Genomic DNA, 19751 nt, shown 5'->3' with positions numbered 1-19751 from the left:
TTGAAATGAATTCTGATACACCTTTTAGTTCAATGGTTTATAATTTCGTTATGGCAGGATTTTTTTCTCAAAAAAAGCGATACGTCAGCATTTTTGCGAAATCTCATTCTGCTCACCATATAAATTGGTATAATTAGCATAATCTGAGCAAAGTATGACTCAGCGAATGTTACTGCACAAAAACGTGAATGGACTGCTCACTGATGTGCGTCCGGGAACGTGTGAATGAACAACTGGCTCAAAGCAGTTATCTTGTCGTTATTATTATTATGCCATCACTGTGTGGTTGCAGAGCCCTATTATGCAAATCAGATCAGCCGACTGTCAACGCAAGAAGGATTGTCCCAGTCCAGTGTCACCGGGTTTGCACAGGATAAATACGGCTATATCTGGATAGCGACCCATCAGGGGCTAAACCGCTTTGATGGAAACCAGTTTGGTGCTTTTCAAGGCCAGGATACCTTCTCTGGTAGTGACATTATTTTGATCCGCTTGTTAGATGATGATCAGCTTTTTATATCAACCGTCCAGTCCGGAGCATTTTTACTCAATACCAATACGTTTTCCCTGATTAAGTTATTTTCCCGGGACAGTCGCCAGGGTATTGCGCCTGATGCCGCTGTAAGTGCTGTTACCCAATTTGGTAGCAACTACGTCATTGCCATTGAAAACGAGCTGTATCAGATAGATACCAATACCTACACTTCACAACGCTTAGCTACTCTACCAGATGGTGCTTATATCCGGACTTTGCGAGCATGGCACGGTACGTTACTCGTCGGCACAGAAACGGGCCTCTTTCAGTTAGACAATAGCCAGCTCGTTTCACTTAGTCATTTAGGTCACACCGAAAAATCAGTGCTCAACAATAATGTAAAACTGCTCAAGCCCGATCCCGCACTGGGTTTACTTGTGGGCACTGTAGAAGGCTTGTTTGTAATTCCGGCCAGTGACAAACAATTGCAAACCGAACAAGCTTATCAGCTTATTCCAAATCTTAATATTTGGGCACACGAACAGGGTCCATACGGGGAATACCTGGCGACAGACTCAGGTTTATACCTTGTAAATCGCCGAAACCACGACGCCAGCAAAATACTTTCATTTGATGAAAGTCGCTACCTGACCCCACAAAACACTATCCCAACCATGCTATTGGATAACCATGGCAACATATGGATGGGCTCCAACAATAGCGGCGCATTTGTTTGGCCAACATCGGCTTACCGTTTTAAGTTACTGGCTTTTCACGAAGACAACTTCAACAATAACTTCTGGGCGATTCATCAGGACAACGACGGATCGCTCTGGCTCGGGAGTGATGACGGACTGCATCACTTTTCGGCCAATAATCACTCCAGGTTGACCCAAAGTTATTTTAGAGACGAAAATCGCAAGCCAGCTTATGGTAGTCATGCTGTCTATAATATTTACGCCTCGCCCTATTTGGCAGACAATATCCTCCTGCTCGATACCAAAACAGGTGTAAAACAGTTTGATATTCAAACCGGGCAAGTTTCCGCTCTGACAGTATCGGGGGCACCTCTCCCGGAGGGTGATGCGGATCACCTTGTTGGTTCATTTATGGTCGATCAGCGTACTTTGCTGTTTCATACACATCATAATATTTTTCTATATGACCTGGCGCTGCAAACCATCACGCCACTGAGTGAGCTGGAAGCTCAACTCGACAACCTGCAAAACCTGTTGTTTTTACCTGCCAGACCCGGCAGACCGGATGAACTGCTGTTTAGTACGGCCGAGGGTTTACTGAGTTATAACAGACAAAGCCATGAAATAAGTACTATATGGCAATCCCATATCAAGCCGGGTAATGCATACCCCGCAGTAAACGACTGGGAGCAAGATAGCCAGGGGCGGCTTTGGCTCGCAACCAATAGTATGGGGCTGGTGGCCCTGGAAACCACTAGTTATCAACCGATTATACATCTCACAGAAAACCAGGGACTGCACTCGAACACCCTATATGAGATTGAACGCGACCTGCACAATAAACTTTGGGTAAGCAGTCAAAGTGGGCTTTATTCTCTCAACCTGGTGTCACTGCAACTCGACCATTATGACCACAGAAATGGACTGGTCACCAATGAGTTTAACTTAGGTGCAAGCCGAGCGTTACACTCCGGAGAACTTGTATTTGGCACACCCAATGGTGCGGTTAAATTTAATCCCAACGCCTTTATCTTGTCCTCCGGTGCGGAAAGGATCAGGTTTTCAAATGTGCAACTGATGTCCAGACCTTTTCTGGTGTCACCAGCACAATTACATGATCAGGCTCTGCAGTTCGAATATGATGATATGGGGTATCGATTTGAGTTTAGCCAGTTTAATCTGTTTGGCGTGCGGCAGCATTTTATTAATGCACGTCTGTCCGGCCCTGTTTCCGCAGACATCCAAAACATCAAAAATAACTACATATTTTTTAATAACTTAAAGCCAGGAAAATACACGCTTTCGCTGACGGAGTACAGACCGGGAAGCAATGAAGTGCTCTCGGACTCGCAGCTTAATTTTCAGGTTAAACATGCCTGGTGGAATACACCGCAGGCAATGGTAAGCTATGTGCTGTTAGCACTAGGCTCTCTCGCTATTATCTATCGCAGACACCGCCTAAAGCAGCGCGCTTTGCAGCAGACTTTCGATGAGCTTGCCCATGCAAAAGCCCAGATAGACTTAGCGCTTAAAAAAACACAGAGCGGATTATGGAGTATGGATATCCAGACTCGGCAAATCTCCTTGCTCGGCAACTCGAAAGGCCCAAGTCAACGTAAGCCTTTATCTCTGGAGTCATTTTTTGAGAAGGTTCACCCGCAAGATCAAGAAATGGTGCAACGTCAGTGGGCACGCTTTCTGGCAGCACCAGACAGTCAGCTGTCTATTACGTATCGGATTTATTCTCAACAACAAGGTTGGCTGTGGTATCACGATCTCGCCAAAATCAGTGAATGGAATACCGATGGAAAGCCGCTCAGAGTCTCAGGAGTTTACAGCAACATTACTGAGCACAAAGCAAGCCAGCTGAATGCTGCGATGTTTGCACAAGCCCTATCTCAGATCCAGGATTGGTTATTGATCCTGGATAACAACCTGCAACTGTTATCCGTAAACCAGAGTTTATCCGATGCACTGGGCCTTCATGATCATGACCCACAGGAACAACTGACCCGAGCAAAATTAACAAAGTTGCTGGGCCGACAGCAACTCGGTCAGTTACTGGCCGCACTACGAAAAATACAAGTTCGTGAAAACATTAAGCAGGAAGTCGACATTACTTTTGATGATGAGCGACACAGTACAGTCCAGCTCAGTATCAATGCCATTGCCGATGAGCAGGGCGATATTGAATTTCTGGTCATTGTGGGCTCTGATTTATCACAGCAGAAACAGGCACAAAGTGAGCTTCGTTACCTGGCTAACTTTGATGCCCTGACCGATTTGCCCAATCGCAACCTCATGCTCCAGCACATTGAGTTTGCGATTTATAACGCGACCAAAAATAACACCGGGTGCGCCTTATTGTTTATCGATCTGGACAAGTTCAAGCCCATTAACGACGCCTATGGCCACTCAGCCGGAGATCAACTCCTCATTGCAGTCACCAAAAGGATCAACAGTGTATTGACACAGCACTGCATACTGGGTCGACAAAGTGGCGACGAGTTTATTGTGTTGGTTAAGACATTCGAAGACATTGCGCAGGTCACTGAACTGGTGCAGAAAATGATCAGCAACCTGTGTAGCAAATATGACGTGGATGGTATTTCAATGAGCATATCGGCCAGTGTGGGGGTCGCTATCTTTCCATTTGATGAGCAAACTGCCGAAGGCTTGCTTCGCAACGCGGATATCGCCATGCTCAGCGCCAAGCAAAGTGGCAGAAATAACTTTAAGTTCTTTACCAGTGAAATGAATGCGCACATGAGCAGAAAACTCAGCCTGGAGGCTGCTCTGAAAGAAGCTGTTGAAGACAACCAGCTCTATAACCATTATCAGCCAATCATAAATACGACAAATCACGCTCTTACGGGTGTGGAACTTCTGATGCGCTGGCAGTTAGATTCAACGCAGGTTTCACCTGCTGAATTTATTCCCATTGCAGAGGACGTAGGGCTGATTGAACGAATGACAACACAAGCCCTGCGTAATGCACTGCAAGAGCTGGCTCCGTTTTTTCAGCAACAGAGTTCATTTTATCTGTCGCTGAATTTGTCACCTCAGCATATTATGCGTGATAATCTGGCGTCATCACTGAACAGCATTATCACTGAGTTTGATCTGAGTACTCATCAGCTCAAGTTAGAGATAACCGAAACCAGCTTTCTGGCCGACAGGCATAAGGCCAGCAAAACCCTCTCTGAGCTTAAAAAGTTTGGTTTTACACTGCTTCTGGATGACTTTGGCACAGGCTATTCTTCGCTTACTTACCTGAGCCAGTTTCCTATCGATATTATAAAAATTGATCAAAGCTTTATTCGGACCCTGGAAACACATCCCCACAATCGCTCGATTGTGAAAACCATTTATATGCTTGCTCAAAATCTCAACATGGCCTGTATTGCCGAGGGCGTTGAAACCGCTCAACAACTCAGCTTTCTCAGGGATTTAGGATGCGAATACATGCAGGGGTATTATTTTTCTAAGCCGCTTAATGTAAAAGGGCTTTTTGAAAAGTATCCGCCCGATGTTGCACAGGTAAGCTAACTGACGGGCATACCATTGTATGCCCAAGCAGAATTTGGTTGTTTAACCCTGCCACCTCAGCAGGCATTGATACAACGCATCGGGCTCAATGGGTTTAGACAAAAAATCATCCATTCCTACCTGCAGGCATTTAACCCTGTCTTCATTGAATGCATTGGCAGTGATGGCCACAATATAGGGTGTACCATAAAGCTCCGGGTTTTGCCTTATTCGGCGCGTACAGTCAAAGCCATCCATATTTGGCATCTGACAGTCCATCAACACCAGTGGAATATTACTCCCTTTCAACAGAGCCAGTGCATCCAGGCCGTCATTTGCCTTGGTCAGGCTACACCCTGTATGCTCCATAAGCTTAGCGGCAACGATCTGATTTATGGGGTTATCCTCAACCAATAAAACATTTACACCACGTAAGTTTGGTGCGTTAACCTGCTGTTTCTCTTCATGCTGAGCTTCTCCTGGTTCAGCAGGAATAATCACAGAAAATGTACTACCCTGACCTGAGGCACTTTCCACCTCAATAGAGCCGCCCATAGCTTCTACCAGCCGCTTGCAAATCGTTAAACCCAGACCCGTTCCGCCATATTTGCGCGTGGTAGAGACATCAGCCTGAATAAACTCGCCAAACAGCAGTTTTTGTTTTTCCTTCGCAATACCAACGCCGGTATCTATGATGGCGATATGTAAAGCACCATTAATATATCGAGCATTGAGCTTAATACTGCCCTGCTCCGTAAACTTCCCCGCGTTGCTAAGCAAATTATTAATGATTTGCGTGACTCGCAGCTCGTCCAGCAACAGATATTCAGGTACCGAGGCATCAACATCAGAACTAAACGATACCCCTTGCTTAACACCGGTTTTGCAAAACGAGGTTGTCAGAGCATGCAATACCTTATGAAAGGCAACATCCTGCTTGTCTAACTCTAGTGCTCCGGCTTCTATTTTTGAATAGTCGAGAATATCATTCAATATTAACAATAAGTTATGCGCCGACTGATAAATAATCTGCAACGACTCAGCGGTCGCCTCATCGAGTGTATTGCGCTGCATATCCGCAGTCATACCAATGATGCCATTGAGTGGCGTGCGAATCTCATGGCTCATGTTGGCCAAAAACAAACTCTTAGCGGAACTGGCTTTGTTTGCCCTGTCAAGCGCGTCAATCAGCTCTTCCGTTTTTTCCTGAACCTGCGTCTCTAACTGGGCATTAAAGTTTGTCAGCTGCGCATTCAGAGATTGATTTTCCTGATTCGCTTTTTGCAGCTTTTTAAAACTCATTGAGAGCTTGAATGCCAGTTGGGTAAATTGCTGTTGTAACGTAATGACTTCGAGAAAAGTCGCTTCTTCTTTGGGCGACAAATCATCATTGCGACTGGCAGGATCAAAACTATTGAGCCGGCTACTCAAATCATGCATTGGGTTAATCAACATGCGGGTCAGCTTACTCACCAGTACACTGCTGAGCGCGATAATAAATAAAGCAAGGAAAAATGATTGCCCCCAGGCAGATGCAACCGCCATATTGACGTACTTTCGCTCAATTAAACTGATGACCTGCCAGCCAAACTGCTCGGAGCGAACGCTTCGTCGATAAAATACTTCTTCTGTTTTACCTATATACAGGTTCTGATTGTCATTGGTTAACGTGTCCAGGGTAGCGTCATTGATCTCATCGAGGGTATTAAAGTCAGACTTTAATGAGCTAAACACCACCTTATTATTACTATCGAGTATCATCAGGTGCCCCATATGAGACAAAACTCGGGGGATAAACTGCTCAAATGTGTTGAAAAATACCGAGCCTTCCACGATCCCGACGAACTCGCCTTGTTGATAAACAGGCGCCGATATCGCCACTATCGAGTCATCACCAAAGCCTCGTCCACGGAATATCCCTGAAACAAATCCATCAGGGTAGTAAGGCGCCTGAATAAAATACTGACGATCGGAAACTGCAGGTACTTCTCCTGCGAGGCTCGTTCTTAAGGTATCTGGATAAAAGTGAGTCACCAGCCCGGACTGCTCTGCCGTGATAGCGGTTCGAATATTGGGATACGATTCAACCAATCGGGTTATCGTCTGTTGCTTGTCCAGACCCCTTTCAATATTATAGGCAGCATCAGCCAGTGCCCTGCGATGATTGCCCAAAAAGCTGTCTATGCGCTGTGCAGTTGTATTTGCCACGTCGCTCAGCTGCGCCCTGACCTCATATTCAATGCGCTCATAGTGGCTGTTAGTCAGCATAATCGTTGTGACCAGAACTACCAAAATGATAAGGTGACTGATCATATAATTTAAAATGCGATACAGGGGCTTGGCTTGCCAAAGTTGTTTGAACAAAAACAACGACAGTAAATCAACAATAACCAGACAGATTGCAGCATTAATAAAATACTTAGCCAGAGCGGTCATGATCACAAGCAGGTTGAGATCAAGGGCAAACTTGCCAAACAGGAAGAGCAATGGAACGCCAAATAGCACCCAAAATGCTAACCCCCGCATAAACAGAGGCTTATTGGGCCTGACACAAAACACCTGTAACCAGGCAATCTCTAACAAAAATACCATAGAGGGCCAACAGTGGCCCCAACGGTAAAAAATAAAAGCCGCACCAATTGCCACACACAATAGTGCATAGCGCCAACCCAGCGACATTAATGCAAGAATTACAAACAGTTGCCCAAGTAAAAACTCGGAGCTATCCAGGAACCATAAAGGTAACAGGTTTGCAAAACCACCTAACAACCCGAGTAAAATCGCAATTGCTACCTTAGGTAATGCTTTAATTTTCCCAAACAATACTCAGGCTCCTCTGGCTCTAAACACTTTCATGCAGCTGTATAATACCAATTTTACTTAATACCCGGTCAATTTGAAGGAGCAAATATGACGCTAACGGTGTTAAAAAATTCTTATTTAGAACAACTAAATAGTAAAATTTTTGTCTGGTTATCGAGCATATCTTCTCGCCTCAAAGCAGACCACTTAATTAAGCAAATTGGTATAAACAACCGCCTGCATCTATTCAAAACAAATGTCGCCTGACTTACGCTGACTTATGAATTAAATTTTACTGATACTGTTAAAAAGTAAAGGAAAAATCGAGTTTTGCCAAGTTTAGTGGTCGGGACAGTCGTGGCTTTCTATTTGCAAAACACATTGTTTAACCGCAAAGCCATTCATCAGGGTGCGCTCGACTTCCAAACGACAAGCCTCATCGTGCATTTCATTGGTACAGTGATGTTTCAGCACAATATGCGCACCAACCGTCAACTGATTGTCCAACATAGTCACCGTGACATTATGAACACTGTCGACATGCTCCGTTGACAGGATTAACTGTTCCAGTTTTTGCACATCGGGCAACAGCTGCGCTTTTTCTCTCAGCCCCTGAATACAGGTATAAATTACCTTAATTCCTGTAAACAAAACAAACACCGAAATCAGCATACTGGAGACAATGTCAATGACTTCCCAGTTAGTTAGGTGAATAAGTACACCCGCTACAAAGGTAGAAATAGTAGAGAGTAAGTCAAAGAAAGAATGTAAAAACACCGCGTAAACATTGATGCTATCTTTGCGCCCTTTATATAACACCCAGGCTGATGCACCATGGAATAAGAACCCAACCGCCGCAATACTCGACATCGCAAACGCATTTACGTTCAAATCATGACCTTGACCATGATGTCCAAGGCGCTCGCCGCCTTCAAGCAGAATAATCACGGCAATAGATAAGTACAACAGGCCATTGAGCAAACCGCCGGTATACTCGGCTTTTTTGTAGCCATCGTTGTAGGTTTTGGCCAGTTTAATAGCAACAGCTGAAGCCAGTAGCGCAATAAACAATGAACTATTGTGCACAAAGAGGTGTCCTGCATCGGCAAGCACCGCCAGTGAATTGGCGTAATATGCACCAATAACCTGAATAATCATAAAGGTACAGGTGAGTGCAAGTGCGATAAGAAGTCGATTACGAGACGCTTGGTGTGTAGTCAGATCGGTCATTCGAGCAGTTTAATGCCTTATAAAATACAGCAGGGGAAATGATAAAGAGTCGCAATTGTACCCTGAATTCAATGACTGCGCATCAAAAATGTCTGTGTAGAGCTATATTTAATACCAATCTGCATAATTAAGTAGCCAATCTTGAGACGAGTAAATCTCGGTGAGAACACGGCAAAAATTTTGCTATTTAGTTGTTCTAAATGAGAAATTTTTAACACTGTTATCGGCAGGTTTAATCTCTCCAATTGGTTATGTATTAATGCAGATTGGTATCACGCACTGAGCCGCTTGTGATGGTCACCATAGGCTAAAACAGCCTGCTCAAATAAACGAGTTTGCTCATGGCTAAACTGACACCGGGTATATCTGAGTATATCCAGTGCAACTTCGCTCACGGTACAACAGTCTGCTGGTCGGGTTGGGCTAAACTCAGCTTCATCAGGAAAAACCGCAATCCAGCGTACACCAAACGGCGTATTGAACACACTGGCCAGTGTTGACGCGCGTTGTGCCGCAGCAGAAAGTGGATTTGGCAGATAATGTGTTTTGTTTTTGTAGCGACAGGGCCAAACCTGGCTATCTGTTTCAACGGCAATAAGTCCCTTCTGGTCAATCACAACAATCACGAAGACACCAAAAGGCGATAACACAACACAATCAAGAGACAACGCTTCAAGCTGGTTTGGATATAAGTGGCGGCTGAGTATGGTGTAATTTTTTGCATCGAGAGAGCTTGCCAGATTTTGATAAACCTGCCATTTTTGTTTTGCACACTGCTCTTTGTCAGAGTGACGCTGCTGTAAATACAAATATCGCCCCAGTGCCCACAACAAATAAACACAAAAACATAACGCAATCAGGTTTAAAGCTGTGAAACCCGTTACCTGCTCTGCGACAGGTTGCACAGCATTATCTGGCATGGTAGTGGCACCAGAAACACCACTACTGATAACCCACAAGCAAGCCCAAATCCATCTATTCATGCCCTCACCTTTTTTAGCGTTGAGCCAATGCGTTAAGCGTCCACGCCTCCAAAATACCGTCACTACTCAATGTCAGAAGCGTATTTCTATCGGCCGCATACATATCTATGATAGTGGCGCCGTCGTGCACAAAGTCAATCTGCCATGTTCCAAGCTCCTCGCCATTTTGTGTATTCCAGATACTTAAATGAGACTTGGACGACGACGTTGCCAGCAGTTCACTACCTCTTATAAACAGAGCCTTGCGAAATACTTTAAACCGCGACATATATTGCAGTTCACTGATACTCTGCCCGTCAGTCAGCGACGTAACAACTTGTTCATTCAAGGCATCAGAGGCAAACAGTGCCGAGAAATCATCACTGACAGCAACGCTGGTTACTCTGTGATCAAATTCTTTCATAAAAATAGGCTCTGCTGAGCCAAATTTCCACAGCGCCAGCTTGCCATCCTGCGCACCGGTGACAAATAGCTCCCCTTTTTCGTCCCAGAAAACGTGCTGAACTGGCCGGGAATGCGGTGCAAAACGGTTATTTATCTGTGTATGTAAATCCGCCATATTGATGGTGCCATCGGCCATGGCAACAATGGCCTTGTCATTTTTAGGCGAGATGGCCATGGCGGTGATCACCGCGCCAGGAGTCACACCACCAAAAGCAACTTTAGTCACCAGTTTACCTTTATTAAGCGACCAAAATGCCAGCTCAGTCTCACTGGCAATCACCAGCATCTGCAAATCTTCCGACAGTGCCACATCCCTCACAAAACCGGGAGTTTTTGCCTGCGGTACGGTAAATTCCACATGCTGGGTAGCAACATCCCACACCTGGATTTGTTTTTGATTGTCAAACGTAACAAGCTTACTGCCGTCCTTTGAAAAATGACCCAGTGCGATGCCACTTTCATTCAACCTGCCAACGTTTCCCTTACTTAGCTGAACCTCTTCACTGCATGCACTCAACAAGACCACACACAATGTCGCCAGCAATACCCTTAACCACATAATTTTACTCGTGACACCACAAAAAACGCCATTATACGTGCATTAACAGAGAGTAAAAAGTACACATATATACTACCTGCAAAGAAACTCGCCTCTACGCGTACATTATCCAAAATGGGACTCTCGCTCCATTACAACTCAATAACACACCATTCGAGAAATCAACAGCAAGAACCGCACCATTCACTGTCTGCCATTTACTAAGGTGCTGATCTGCCACAATTCAATAAAACCATCACTGCTCAGAGTGAGTAGTTCACCACGTGAATTGGTATGCATATCCAGTATTGTCGCATCCCGGCTGTGTGCTTTGATAAAATAGGCGCCAATTTCCTGACCGCTTTGAGCATCCCATAGCGTCCACCAGGCTTTTGAAGACCCAGTCGCTAAATAGCGTTCATCATCACTGAATACCGCGGCACGAAACCATCTGAAACGTTCCGGGTAACTCAGACTGACGTCATACTCTGTACCAGAATAAAGCGAAAAAATACGCTGCTCATTAAGTGCATCGGACGCAAATAATCTGGTTTGATCATGACTCTGTGCAATGCTGGTTATACGGCGCTCAAAAGCAAAGCCGCGCTTTGTCTCTAGGGTGTGACTATCAAACAGTAGTACCTGACCATCGTGACCCGCACTCAGCAGAGCCTGGCCCTGCGCACTTTTCGCGACATGTATCACTTTGCTGTTGTGGAGCTTTACTTTTTTAACCAACTGGTTGTCAAGGTCAAGTAAGTTGACAGTCCCATCATTGAGTCCAACCAACAGATGGTGTGGGCGAGTGTATAAACGTAGCGCTGACACTCTCGCCAGCTCATCGCTTGGGTGAACAGTAACGGTTCCCAAAAGTTTTCCTTGCTCAATATCCCACACTTCAACAAACTGACGAAAGCCGATGGCGAGTTGTGTGTTATCTTCACTGAGACTGAATGCCAGAATATTGCCCTTTTTAGCATCGCTTGCGGGGACAGGATCGGCTAGCTGAAACAAACGCATTTGCGTTGCGACGTCAAAAACGGCAAGTTTATCTCCGGGGTCATGCAAGACAGCATAACGACCATCAGCGGAAAACTGACCCTGAGCCCCACTTTGCTCTAAATTGACCAATTGAGTGTCATTATCCTGAAGTGGCTCCTTACATCCGGTCAAATTTAAGACGATAGCCATACACAAACCAGCGAAGAGTTGTTTTGCTAATTGAGTCACCAGCCTCACCTCCTGTTTAACCTGTAATGTGTTGTAATGGACAAATATTACACAAATATATAGATTTTGACCTGCCTGCCGTGAACTGGTTCAGTTGGCAGCGTCTCTTATTTCCCCTGGCAGCGAGGTTTGCTGCCAGTCTTTTGCATCTGGGACTATACTTATATTGGTAAGCACAAACACATTACCAACTTGGGAGAATAAACTGATTGCCGACTGTTAAGGTTTTCTCAATTTAGCGCAACTAAAGAGTCAATTTTGCCAGGCTATCGCCCATGATTTAAGCATCTCAAGAATGGTTTCTATGTATGCGAATTAGTTTTAACTTTAAATGCTAATTCAGGAGGTTTCCATGCCCGGCCCCCCAAGGCGCACAGCCAAAGGTCATGTTTCTGATCATGATGCCGCTATGAATAAGGCGCTTAGCGCTGACAAACGTAAAAAATTTGCCGAGAAAGCGAATCAGGCTTATGAAAAAAAACACCCAGAGCAAACTAATATAAAGAAGGAAATTGCCAAAAACAAGGCTGAGAGAGAAGCTAAATCAATCGTTTACAAACTTGAATTTGTACTGTTTGTTATTGTTCTGGTAGCCATTATCGTACGTATTGTTTTCATGGATTAAGCATCCAATACGGGTCACGACATTTGCCACATCATGACCCGTGAACGCTAATCTTCCAGTAAACGATATAAGCGGCTGGTTACCCCATTGGTCCAGCCGAACCCTTGCTGCACCAGATACTCACCACCACCTGCACGTACGCCAGGCTCAACCACGTTATACTTTTCCAGCAGGCAAGCGTGTTGCTCAAAATCGCGTTCCAGCATTGCAAGCCAGCGCCTGGCAACCGTCATTGCCAGCTTCAGATAGCCATAATTTAGCATCCCTTTCACTGCAAACCACTGTAGTGGTGCCCAGCCATTTGGACTGTCCCATTGTTGCGTTGTATTGGTAAGCGTGGTCACCAGACCACCCGCTTTTAGAAAGTCCAATTCAAGCCGCTGCGCCATAGATTCCGCCTGCAACTGACTTGCCAGTCCCAAGAACATGGGTACCACTCCTGCCAGTGACATCACCTGGCTACGCGTTTTTAAAGCAATGTGGTAATCCATAAACCAGCCCTGCTCTTTATCCCATAAATAGGCCTGAATAAGCCGTTTGCGTTGCTGGGATAGTTGCAGATAACAGGTGCTTTGTGCGCTGTTGCCAAGTGCCGCGTAACATTCACTGAGCTGCCATTCCAGCTGTTGCAACAGGGCATTAAGGTCAACAGGTATACGCTGAACCGTATTAATACTGCAAAGCTGATCAGGATCGTCCAGCCAGCGGCTGCTGAAATCCCAGCCGGACTCACACGCAGCACGAATATTACGATAAAACAATGCGCGATATTCAGGTTCCAGCATACTGGCCGACTCGATATCCTCCTTGTAAGATTCAGGCCTTGGCTCTGCGCAGTCATCCCAGAAGCGATTCATTACCCCGCCACAAGGCATACGTACGACCCTTCGGCTTTCAGTCAGTTCATCGTTCAGCTGCTCGGTGTCAGCCATCCAGAAACTGTGCTCCTTTCTTAGCGCATCGGTCACTTTACGTAGCCATGTCGTATCCTGATGATGCGTTTGCCAGAGTAAAGACACCATCAATGCTGTCACTGGCGGCTGTGATCGACTGGTGTAGTAGCTGCGGTTACCATTTGGCACATGACCAATACGCTCAATAAGACTGACAAAGTTATCCAGCATATTCGACACTTGCTCGACGTGGCCGGCATCCATCAGGCCCAAAGCCGTAAAATAACTGTCCCAGTAATATATTTCGTTAAAGCGGCCACCCGGAACCGTATAGCTCGCGGGCAAATCAAGCAATGACGACACATTGTCCGTCTGAGGGTCACGCGCCAGGCGTTGCCATAGCTGGTCGATATAGTCTTTGACCGAGGTAGCATGGAGTTCTGTCAGTTCAGGCTGTGGCGCAAAGTCAAAATGACGCGCGACAAACTCAGTTAGATCTTGAGGGCATTCGCTGTCATACTGGGCACAGGCCTGCTCCCAGCTCTGTTTTGGAATAGCATCTGCAAACTGTTTGCTATCCGAAAAAATGCCCTGCATCTGCACCGCTTTAAACAAGTTTGATTGTTCAAACTGCATCTGTAACTCCTAGAGTGCGCAAGCGCTGGTCTGTGCCTGTGCGCGTCGCTTAAACAAAAATAACGTAACGGCGATGCCGCTCATGGGGATCAAAGACAGATAAAACGCCTGCTGACCACCAATGTATTCAAAAACAAATCCGGTAATTAATGAGCCAGTTGTGCCGCCCAGAGCAGAAAACACCACAATAAGACCGGTCATTGGTGCATGCTGACGTTCATCCAGGCTGCTCAGCATTACCGAGTTGATCACCGGATAAATAGGTGCCATCAGTAGTCCAATTAAAGGCATAAGGTAGGCTGCCAGCGGCGCTTCAAACAAACTGTTCACTTCTTTTGGATGCAGATTTTCCGTCATAGGTAAGGTCAGTAATACCAGCGCCGCCATACCAACTAAACACACATTTAGTAGCTTGTACCAATGGATATGCTTGAGTAACTGACCGGCCAGCAAACGCCCAATGGCCAGACTGGCTGCAAAAATACTAGTTAGCTGCACCGCGATATCCACTGGCAAATTCAGTACCTGATTGTTAAAGGTCGGCAGCCAGGTGCCTACGCCCTGCTCAATTAATACATATAAAAACGCCGATAACACAAAAACCAATACCAGAGGCTGATAGGTCAGTTTCAGCATACCTAAGAATTCGTCTTTTAATGGCTGCTCTTTGCTGTATTGGGGCTGCTTCATGGGTGCACTGATCACTAACAACGCGGTCACCAGGGTCAGTGCGCCCAGCAGGTAATAGACATTGAGCCATGCCAGTGAATCAGCCTGCTCGCCGATAAACGCGGCAAAGATCCAGTAACCACTGAGTACCCCAACCATAAACAGGCCTTCAATGGTGTTAAGCAAACTCGAGTGCCCCTTTGCATCGTCCGTTACCTGACCTATTAACGCGTAAACCGTTACTTTGACTATCGCAAATGCACAGCCAACGCTTGCAAATAAGGCTTTTAAAGCCCAGAAGGCCCCCAGTACAGGCGTTAGCAAGCACATAACCGCAACCACAAACAAAGCGCCTAATAACGCTAAGCGATAACCGATCCTGGGAATAAACGAGGCAACAAGAAACGACACAATAGCAATGGGGATATCTTTAAACCCTTCCAGGCTGGCAGCCTGGGCTTTTGACACTGCAAAGGTGTTGATCGCCTGCAAAATGACGGTGCCGACACTGTTGAGTAAAATCGCAAACAAAAAGTAGCAGGCCGCCATGGCCAGCACGACTCTGGTGTGCTTCATAGGATGACTCTGTAACTATTCAATAACAGTCAGTCTAGCCGCGGGAATTTATTTTTGCAATCGTTTGCAATTCTAAAGTAAAAAAAATTGCTCAGTTTGTTTACAGCGTCAACGGCCGTAATCAGCTTGACTGACGCATGACCAGTTCAACATCCAGTTGGGCAGAATCAGGCTTATCGCCCTTTAACTGCGCCAGAAGCTTATCTACCAACACTTGCCCTGCCAGCCGGGTGTTCTGTTTGATGGTAGTCAGTGAAGGCGAGCTGATATCTGCCATCGCTATATCATCAAACCCGACCAGCCGCACATCATTGGGAATGCTGACATAACGTTCTTTGAGAGCTTTCATTGCGCCCAGAGCAACCATATCACTGCAAGCAAAAATACCATCAAAGCTCAGTCCTTCGCTCAGCAAAGTCTGATTAATCACCTCATACGCCGCCAAACTGGTGATGTCGATTTTCAATAGTGAAGCCGAAGCTTCAGGTTCTTTGCTGATCTGATCGCAAAACCCACGGTAGCGCTCTGCAAGTTCAGCGTGGGCAGGATCGCCCATAAATAGCAAACGTCGAGCTCCTCTGTCCAGCAAGTGTCGGGTCGCGGTACAGCCAGCAAGATAATTATCGCTCCCGACAATGGCATACTCTCCCTGTGTTTTGGGATCGCCCCATACGACCAGAGGGGTGCCCTCGCTGGCGGCACGTTCGATGCGTGCCTGCTGCTTACCCTGACCGACCACTATCACGCCATCGGCCCGACGACCATCAATAAAATACCCGTGCCAGTCGTCACCTGCCATGTACGAGTTAGACAGCAAAAGTTCGTAGCCCTGGCGATTAACCGCCAGATTAATGTCACTGACCACTTTAAGCAAAAACGGATCGTCGATTGATTGCTCCGTTTCAGCATCAAAGTTGATTAATACCGCAATCACATTGGTTTTTTGTAATCTAAGGCGGCTGGCTGCCGCATTGAGGCTAAAGTTGTGCTTTTTAGCCAGCGCCTGCAACTTATTGCGGGTTTCTTCCTTAATCAGCGGATTATTATTCAGCGCCCGGGACGCCGTTGACGTAGACACGCCCGCCAGCTTTGCCAGATCCGCCAGTTTCATTTTTTTTGACTGCATGTATAACGCACCACCAAAGAACCAATGTAACAATTTGAATATATTCATTTTTAAGACAGAGTCAATGCTCTGACCTGGCATTATAGCGCAGCGCCTGCTTACCTGTCGCACCTTTTCTCAACCTGTTTGGCCACTCATCCGTCCAGTAACCAGATTGCCATAAAGTGGGGAAAAAGTTGCAAACACCCTATTGCAAACGTTTGCATAACGTTCTATTTTAAAATGACGCCGCGTGCAACCTGACGCTTGTGCCTACCCATTCGCAGAGTGGTTGAAGCGCTTAAAGCCAAACTAACAGGCAATCGGCGGCGCATAACAATAGCAAAGAGCATGCATAGACAAAGCTATGTAAATACTGACAACACATATGACAACCAAGGGGGCAGTTCCTGTGAACCTAGGCAACAAATATTCTCTAATCGCATCAGCGGTTGCAGCCGCAATCACCGTATCGGGCGCAGCACATGCACAGCAGCAAGACGCGAATCAAGGCAAAAAAGTCGAAACCATCATTGTATCTGGTACGCCTGGTGGTGCTGGTATTCGTAAGCTGGACGCCAGCTTTGCGGTTACCAACGTCGATGCCGTACAAATTGAACGTTTAGCGCCGAAAAGCACAGCTGATCTGCTTAAATCGGTACCCGGGATCTGGGTCGAAAGCTCTGGCGGAGAGTCTGGCGCCAATGTATTTGTGCGCGGTTTTCCTGGCGGCGGCGATGCGCCTTTTTTGACAGTGAGCCTGCAAGGCTCTCCGATTTACCCTGCACCGACATTATCATTTTTAGAAAACTCATCGATATTCCGTCTTGATGAAACCATTGCCCGCATGGAAGGCCTGCGTGGCGGCCCTAACCCGGTCGTATCAAATGGTCAGCCGGGCCTGACAACGAACTTCCATCTTAAGCGTGGTTCAGAAGAAACAGAGGGCACAGTTAAATATACCACTTCTGATTACGGGCTTCAGCGTATTGACGGCGTGTTAAGTGGTGAACTTAGCGACGATTTCTATTATATGATCGGCGGCTATGCAAAACGCTCCTCTGGTATCCGTGACGCTGGCTTTACTTCTGAAAAAGGTCATCAGTTTACCGTTAATCTGACCAAAGAGTTCGATAAGGGTGAGTTTAATGTCTATACCCGCCAAACCGATGACACCGGCGCCTGGTATCTGCCTACACCACTAAATGTTGATGGTGTTGACGCTGGCTTTACCCAGCTAGGTACGCTTAACCGTCAGGCAACCATCCATGTTGCCGGACAGGACATGGAGATTGACCTGGGCGAAGGTCGTGGCTGGAAAGGCCACGTTTCGGGCGGTAGCCTGAAACTCGAATTACCCAACGGCTGGCAACTGATAGACCGCTTTAGTCTGACTCAGGGTGATGCCAATACCTATGGCCTGGTCCCTGATGGTGCAGCAACTAACCTGGCCAGCGTGGCAGACAATGGGACTAGTGCAGTAGGCTCTGTGACAGGCACTGTCTACGATGGCAATACCATGGTACAAAACTATGGCCGCTGGGTAGTGCTGAAAGAGATTGATGCCTTCACCAATGACTTAGCCATCAGTAAAGAGTTTTCAAAGGTTAACAGCGCATTTGGTATATACACGGCAACCACCTCAGCAAAAGACTGGTGGAGCCTAGGTAACTCAGCTTATCATGTTCTGAGCGCCGGCGGTGAGGCCCTTACTGGTATCGACTGTAACAGCAGCGATGACGGCTGTGGCTTCAACTACGATATCAATAGTACCGGCGATGCAACCACAGTCGCCTTTTATACCACACACAGCTATCGCGCCACCGACGCGCTAACTCTTGACCTGGGCCTGCGTAGCGAAAAGCACGAAGTAGACTACTCTGTTGATGAAGATCTTGACGGTACCATCAATAAGTTTGTCACCTATGATGAACGCAAAACGTCCTGGACTCTGGGCGCTGATTTTAAACTGGACGACCAGAGTGGTGTATTCGCACGTATGAACAAAGGCTACAAAATGCCTTACTTCGACGACTTCCGCGACAACTATGGTGCTTATCAGGATGGGGAACGTCTGATCAAAGAAGTGACTCAGGCAGAGATCGGCTACAAATATATGGGTGAAAGCAGCGACCTGTTCGCGACCTTGTTTGCCAACGAAGTACAGGGCGATACCTTCGTCAGAAAACCAGGCGACCCGGCAGAAATCCTGACCAACGAGGCCATGGGTATTGAAGTCGATTATAACTTCAATCATAGCTCAGGCTTTAGCGTAAACATGAACGCCACGTGGCAGAAAACCGAAATCACTGAAAGTCCCGACAATGTGGGCAACGAAGCACAGCGTCAGCCAGCCTGGCAGGTGCGTGTCACACCTAGCTATGAGTTTGAGCTGGGTGATATGTTTGCCACTGTTTACGGAACCATCTCAGCCGTTGATGACCGTTTTGGTAACAATGAAAACACGGTGGTACTGGATGGCTATGAAAAGTTCGATCTGGGCTTTACGCTGGAGCCAACAGAGCAGGTAAAACTGATGGTATCGGTGGATAACCTGACCGATGAACAGGGTATCACCGAGGGCGACCCACGTAATGCCGACGCACCAAACGGCCGCTATATTATGCCGCGCAGCGTCAAGTTCAGCGTAAGTTACAGCTTCTAACTCCCTGAAAATCGTAAAGCCCAGGCACTATGCTTGGGCTTTTTCGTTTTTGTCACTAAACTCTTTATTACAACAATATGTTCATGACTCTTTGCACAGGTTCACTGACTAATGGGGTAGAAAAGATGAATATTGAAGATGTCCGCAATGGAGAATGGGTTGAGTATCACAAACACCCGGTCGAGGTGCTCAGCATAGACAAGCAGCATAACATGGTTACCATTTATGATGCGCGCTCACAAAGTAAAGTCGAGGTACATATTGATGAACTCAAAGATGACCCTCAGTGTCACTGTGATTCCTATTTGTACTTTTGATTCGATGATTCCAAAAATAAGGCCTGCCTAGTACTTTCTATTTCAGGACCTATTTTCAAACACCTATGTGTCTAGATTACTGGTCCTGATATTCTCTATTTAATCTACGCCACCATGACTGCCTCTAACCACAGTTAAAACCACGACCAGCTTAAGCCCTGAAAATATAAAACTCTGCCAGTCGTTAAAAAAGTGATTACCTACACCGATCAGGGTGAGAGCATACTTCGTTAACGACATTAACCAAAGATAAGCTCTGCCCTGAATTCATCGTCAAAGCTGGCCCGAACGCACTTACCACGTATCGAATCTTTACGGCCTGTGTGCTGTTTTACCA

12 protein-coding genes are annotated in these 19751 nt (G+C 46.4%); 4 read left to right on the top strand and 8 right to left on the bottom strand.

From position 1 onward, the window contains the following. Positions 1-225: 225 nt before the first annotated feature. Positions 226-4722 (top strand): EAL domain-containing protein, encoded by a 4497-nt coding sequence (locus tag NH568_RS18975; protein ID WP_253049818.1) that lies wholly within the window; start codon positions 226-228, stop codon positions 4720-4722. Between the two features lie 42 nt (positions 4723-4764). On the opposite strand, the gene NH568_RS18970 is transcribed toward NH568_RS18975, so the two are convergent. The 5 genes from NH568_RS18970 to NH568_RS18950 all read right to left on the bottom strand — a co-directional run bounded on the left by NH568_RS18970 (position 4765) and on the right by NH568_RS18950 (position 11889). Continuing rightward, positions 4765-7524 carry an ATP-binding protein gene (locus NH568_RS18970; RefSeq protein WP_253049816.1) on the bottom strand — a complete coding sequence of 920 codons (2760 nt, stop codon included), beginning with the start codon at positions 7522-7524 and terminating at the stop codon, positions 4765-4767. 318 nt (positions 7525-7842) lie between these two features. Beyond that, positions 7843-8733 (bottom strand): cation diffusion facilitator family transporter, encoded by an 891-nt coding sequence (locus NH568_RS18965; protein ID WP_253049814.1) that lies wholly within the window; start codon positions 8731-8733, stop codon positions 7843-7845. Between the two features lie 272 nt (positions 8734-9005). Further along, positions 9006-9716, bottom strand: coding sequence for a nuclease-related domain-containing protein (locus NH568_RS18960; protein ID WP_253049812.1), 711 nt, complete (start codon positions 9714-9716; stop codon positions 9006-9008). A gap of 13 nt (positions 9717-9729) precedes the next feature. Then, positions 9730-10719, bottom strand: a complete 990-nt coding sequence (locus tag NH568_RS18955; RefSeq protein WP_253049810.1) for a hypothetical protein — start codon at positions 10717-10719, stop codon at positions 9730-9732. Between the two features lie 183 nt (positions 10720-10902). After that, positions 10903-11889, bottom strand: a complete 987-nt coding sequence (locus NH568_RS18950) for a hypothetical protein (protein ID WP_253049808.1) — start codon at positions 11887-11889, stop codon at positions 10903-10905. A gap of 448 nt (positions 11890-12337) precedes the next feature. Here NH568_RS18950 and NH568_RS18945 point away from each other — a divergent pair, with 448 nt between their 5' ends. Then, positions 12338-12553: a hypothetical protein gene (locus NH568_RS18945; protein WP_128064431.1), complete on the top strand. Its 216-nt coding sequence runs from the start codon at positions 12338-12340 to the stop codon at positions 12551-12553. Positions 12554-12600: 47 nt separating this feature from the next. Here NH568_RS18945 and NH568_RS18940 read toward each other — a convergent pair whose 3' ends face one another. The 3 genes from NH568_RS18940 to NH568_RS18930 form a co-directional block, all read right to left on the bottom strand. Continuing rightward, on the bottom strand, positions 12601-14082 hold the full coding sequence (locus tag NH568_RS18940) for an alpha,alpha-trehalase (RefSeq protein WP_253049806.1): 1482 nt from the start codon (positions 14080-14082) through the stop codon (positions 12601-12603). Between the two features lie 9 nt (positions 14083-14091). Then, positions 14092-15327 carry an MFS transporter gene (locus tag NH568_RS18935; RefSeq protein ID WP_253049804.1) on the bottom strand — a complete coding sequence of 412 codons (1236 nt, stop codon included), beginning with the start codon at positions 15325-15327 and terminating at the stop codon, positions 14092-14094. A gap of 121 nt (positions 15328-15448) precedes the next feature. Then, positions 15449-16453 carry a substrate-binding domain-containing protein gene (locus NH568_RS18930; protein WP_054017425.1) on the bottom strand — a complete coding sequence of 335 codons (1005 nt, stop codon included), beginning with the start codon at positions 16451-16453 and terminating at the stop codon, positions 15449-15451. A 391-nt stretch (positions 16454-16844) separates the two neighbouring features. Here NH568_RS18930 and NH568_RS18925 point away from each other — a divergent pair, with 391 nt between their 5' ends. Next, a complete protein-coding gene (locus tag NH568_RS18925) occupies positions 16845-19097 on the top strand; it encodes a TonB-dependent receptor (RefSeq protein WP_253049802.1) in 2253 nt (750 codons plus the stop codon). A 125-nt stretch (positions 19098-19222) separates the two neighbouring features. Next, entirely contained in the window at positions 19223-19414 is a 192-nt protein-coding gene (locus NH568_RS18920) for a hypothetical protein (RefSeq protein ID WP_253049800.1), read from the top strand. Positions 19415-19751: the final 337 nt, after the last annotated feature.

Origin of the sequence: Pseudoalteromonas sp. XMcav2-N, assembly GCF_024124545.1 — a bacterium.
Lineage (GTDB): Bacteria > Pseudomonadota > Gammaproteobacteria > Enterobacterales > Alteromonadaceae > Pseudoalteromonas.
This window is presented reverse-complemented; position numbering and strand designations above follow the sequence as displayed.

Bases quoted from the DNA above. Each gene is read 5' to 3' on its own strand.
- NH568_RS18935 (WP_253049804.1), bottom strand. From the start codon at position 15,327: ATGAAGCACACCAGAGTCGTGCTGGCCATGGCGGCCTGCTACTTTTTG.
- NH568_RS18930 (WP_054017425.1), bottom strand. From the start codon at position 16,453: ATGCAGTCAAAAAAAATGAAACTGGCGGATCTGGCAAAGCTGGCGGGC.
- NH568_RS18960 (WP_253049812.1), bottom strand. From the start codon at position 9,716: ATGAATAGATGGATTTGGGCTTGCTTGTGGGTTATCAGTAGTGGTGTT.
- NH568_RS18975 (WP_253049818.1), top strand. From the start codon at position 226: ATGAACAACTGGCTCAAAGCAGTTATCTTGTCGTTATTATTATTATGC.
- NH568_RS18920 (WP_253049800.1), top strand. From the start codon at position 19,223: ATGAATATTGAAGATGTCCGCAATGGAGAATGGGTTGAGTATCACAAA.
- NH568_RS18955 (WP_253049810.1), bottom strand. From the start codon at position 10,719: ATGTGGTTAAGGGTATTGCTGGCGACATTGTGTGTGGTCTTGTTGAGT.
- NH568_RS18950 (WP_253049808.1), bottom strand. From the start codon at position 11,889: ATGGCTATCGTCTTAAATTTGACCGGATGTAAGGAGCCACTTCAGGAT.
- NH568_RS18940 (WP_253049806.1), bottom strand. From the start codon at position 14,082: ATGCAGTTTGAACAATCAAACTTGTTTAAAGCGGTGCAGATGCAGGGC.
- NH568_RS18945 (WP_128064431.1), top strand. From the start codon at position 12,338: ATGAATAAGGCGCTTAGCGCTGACAAACGTAAAAAATTTGCCGAGAAA.
- NH568_RS18965 (WP_253049814.1), bottom strand. From the start codon at position 8,733: ATGACCGATCTGACTACACACCAAGCGTCTCGTAATCGACTTCTTATC.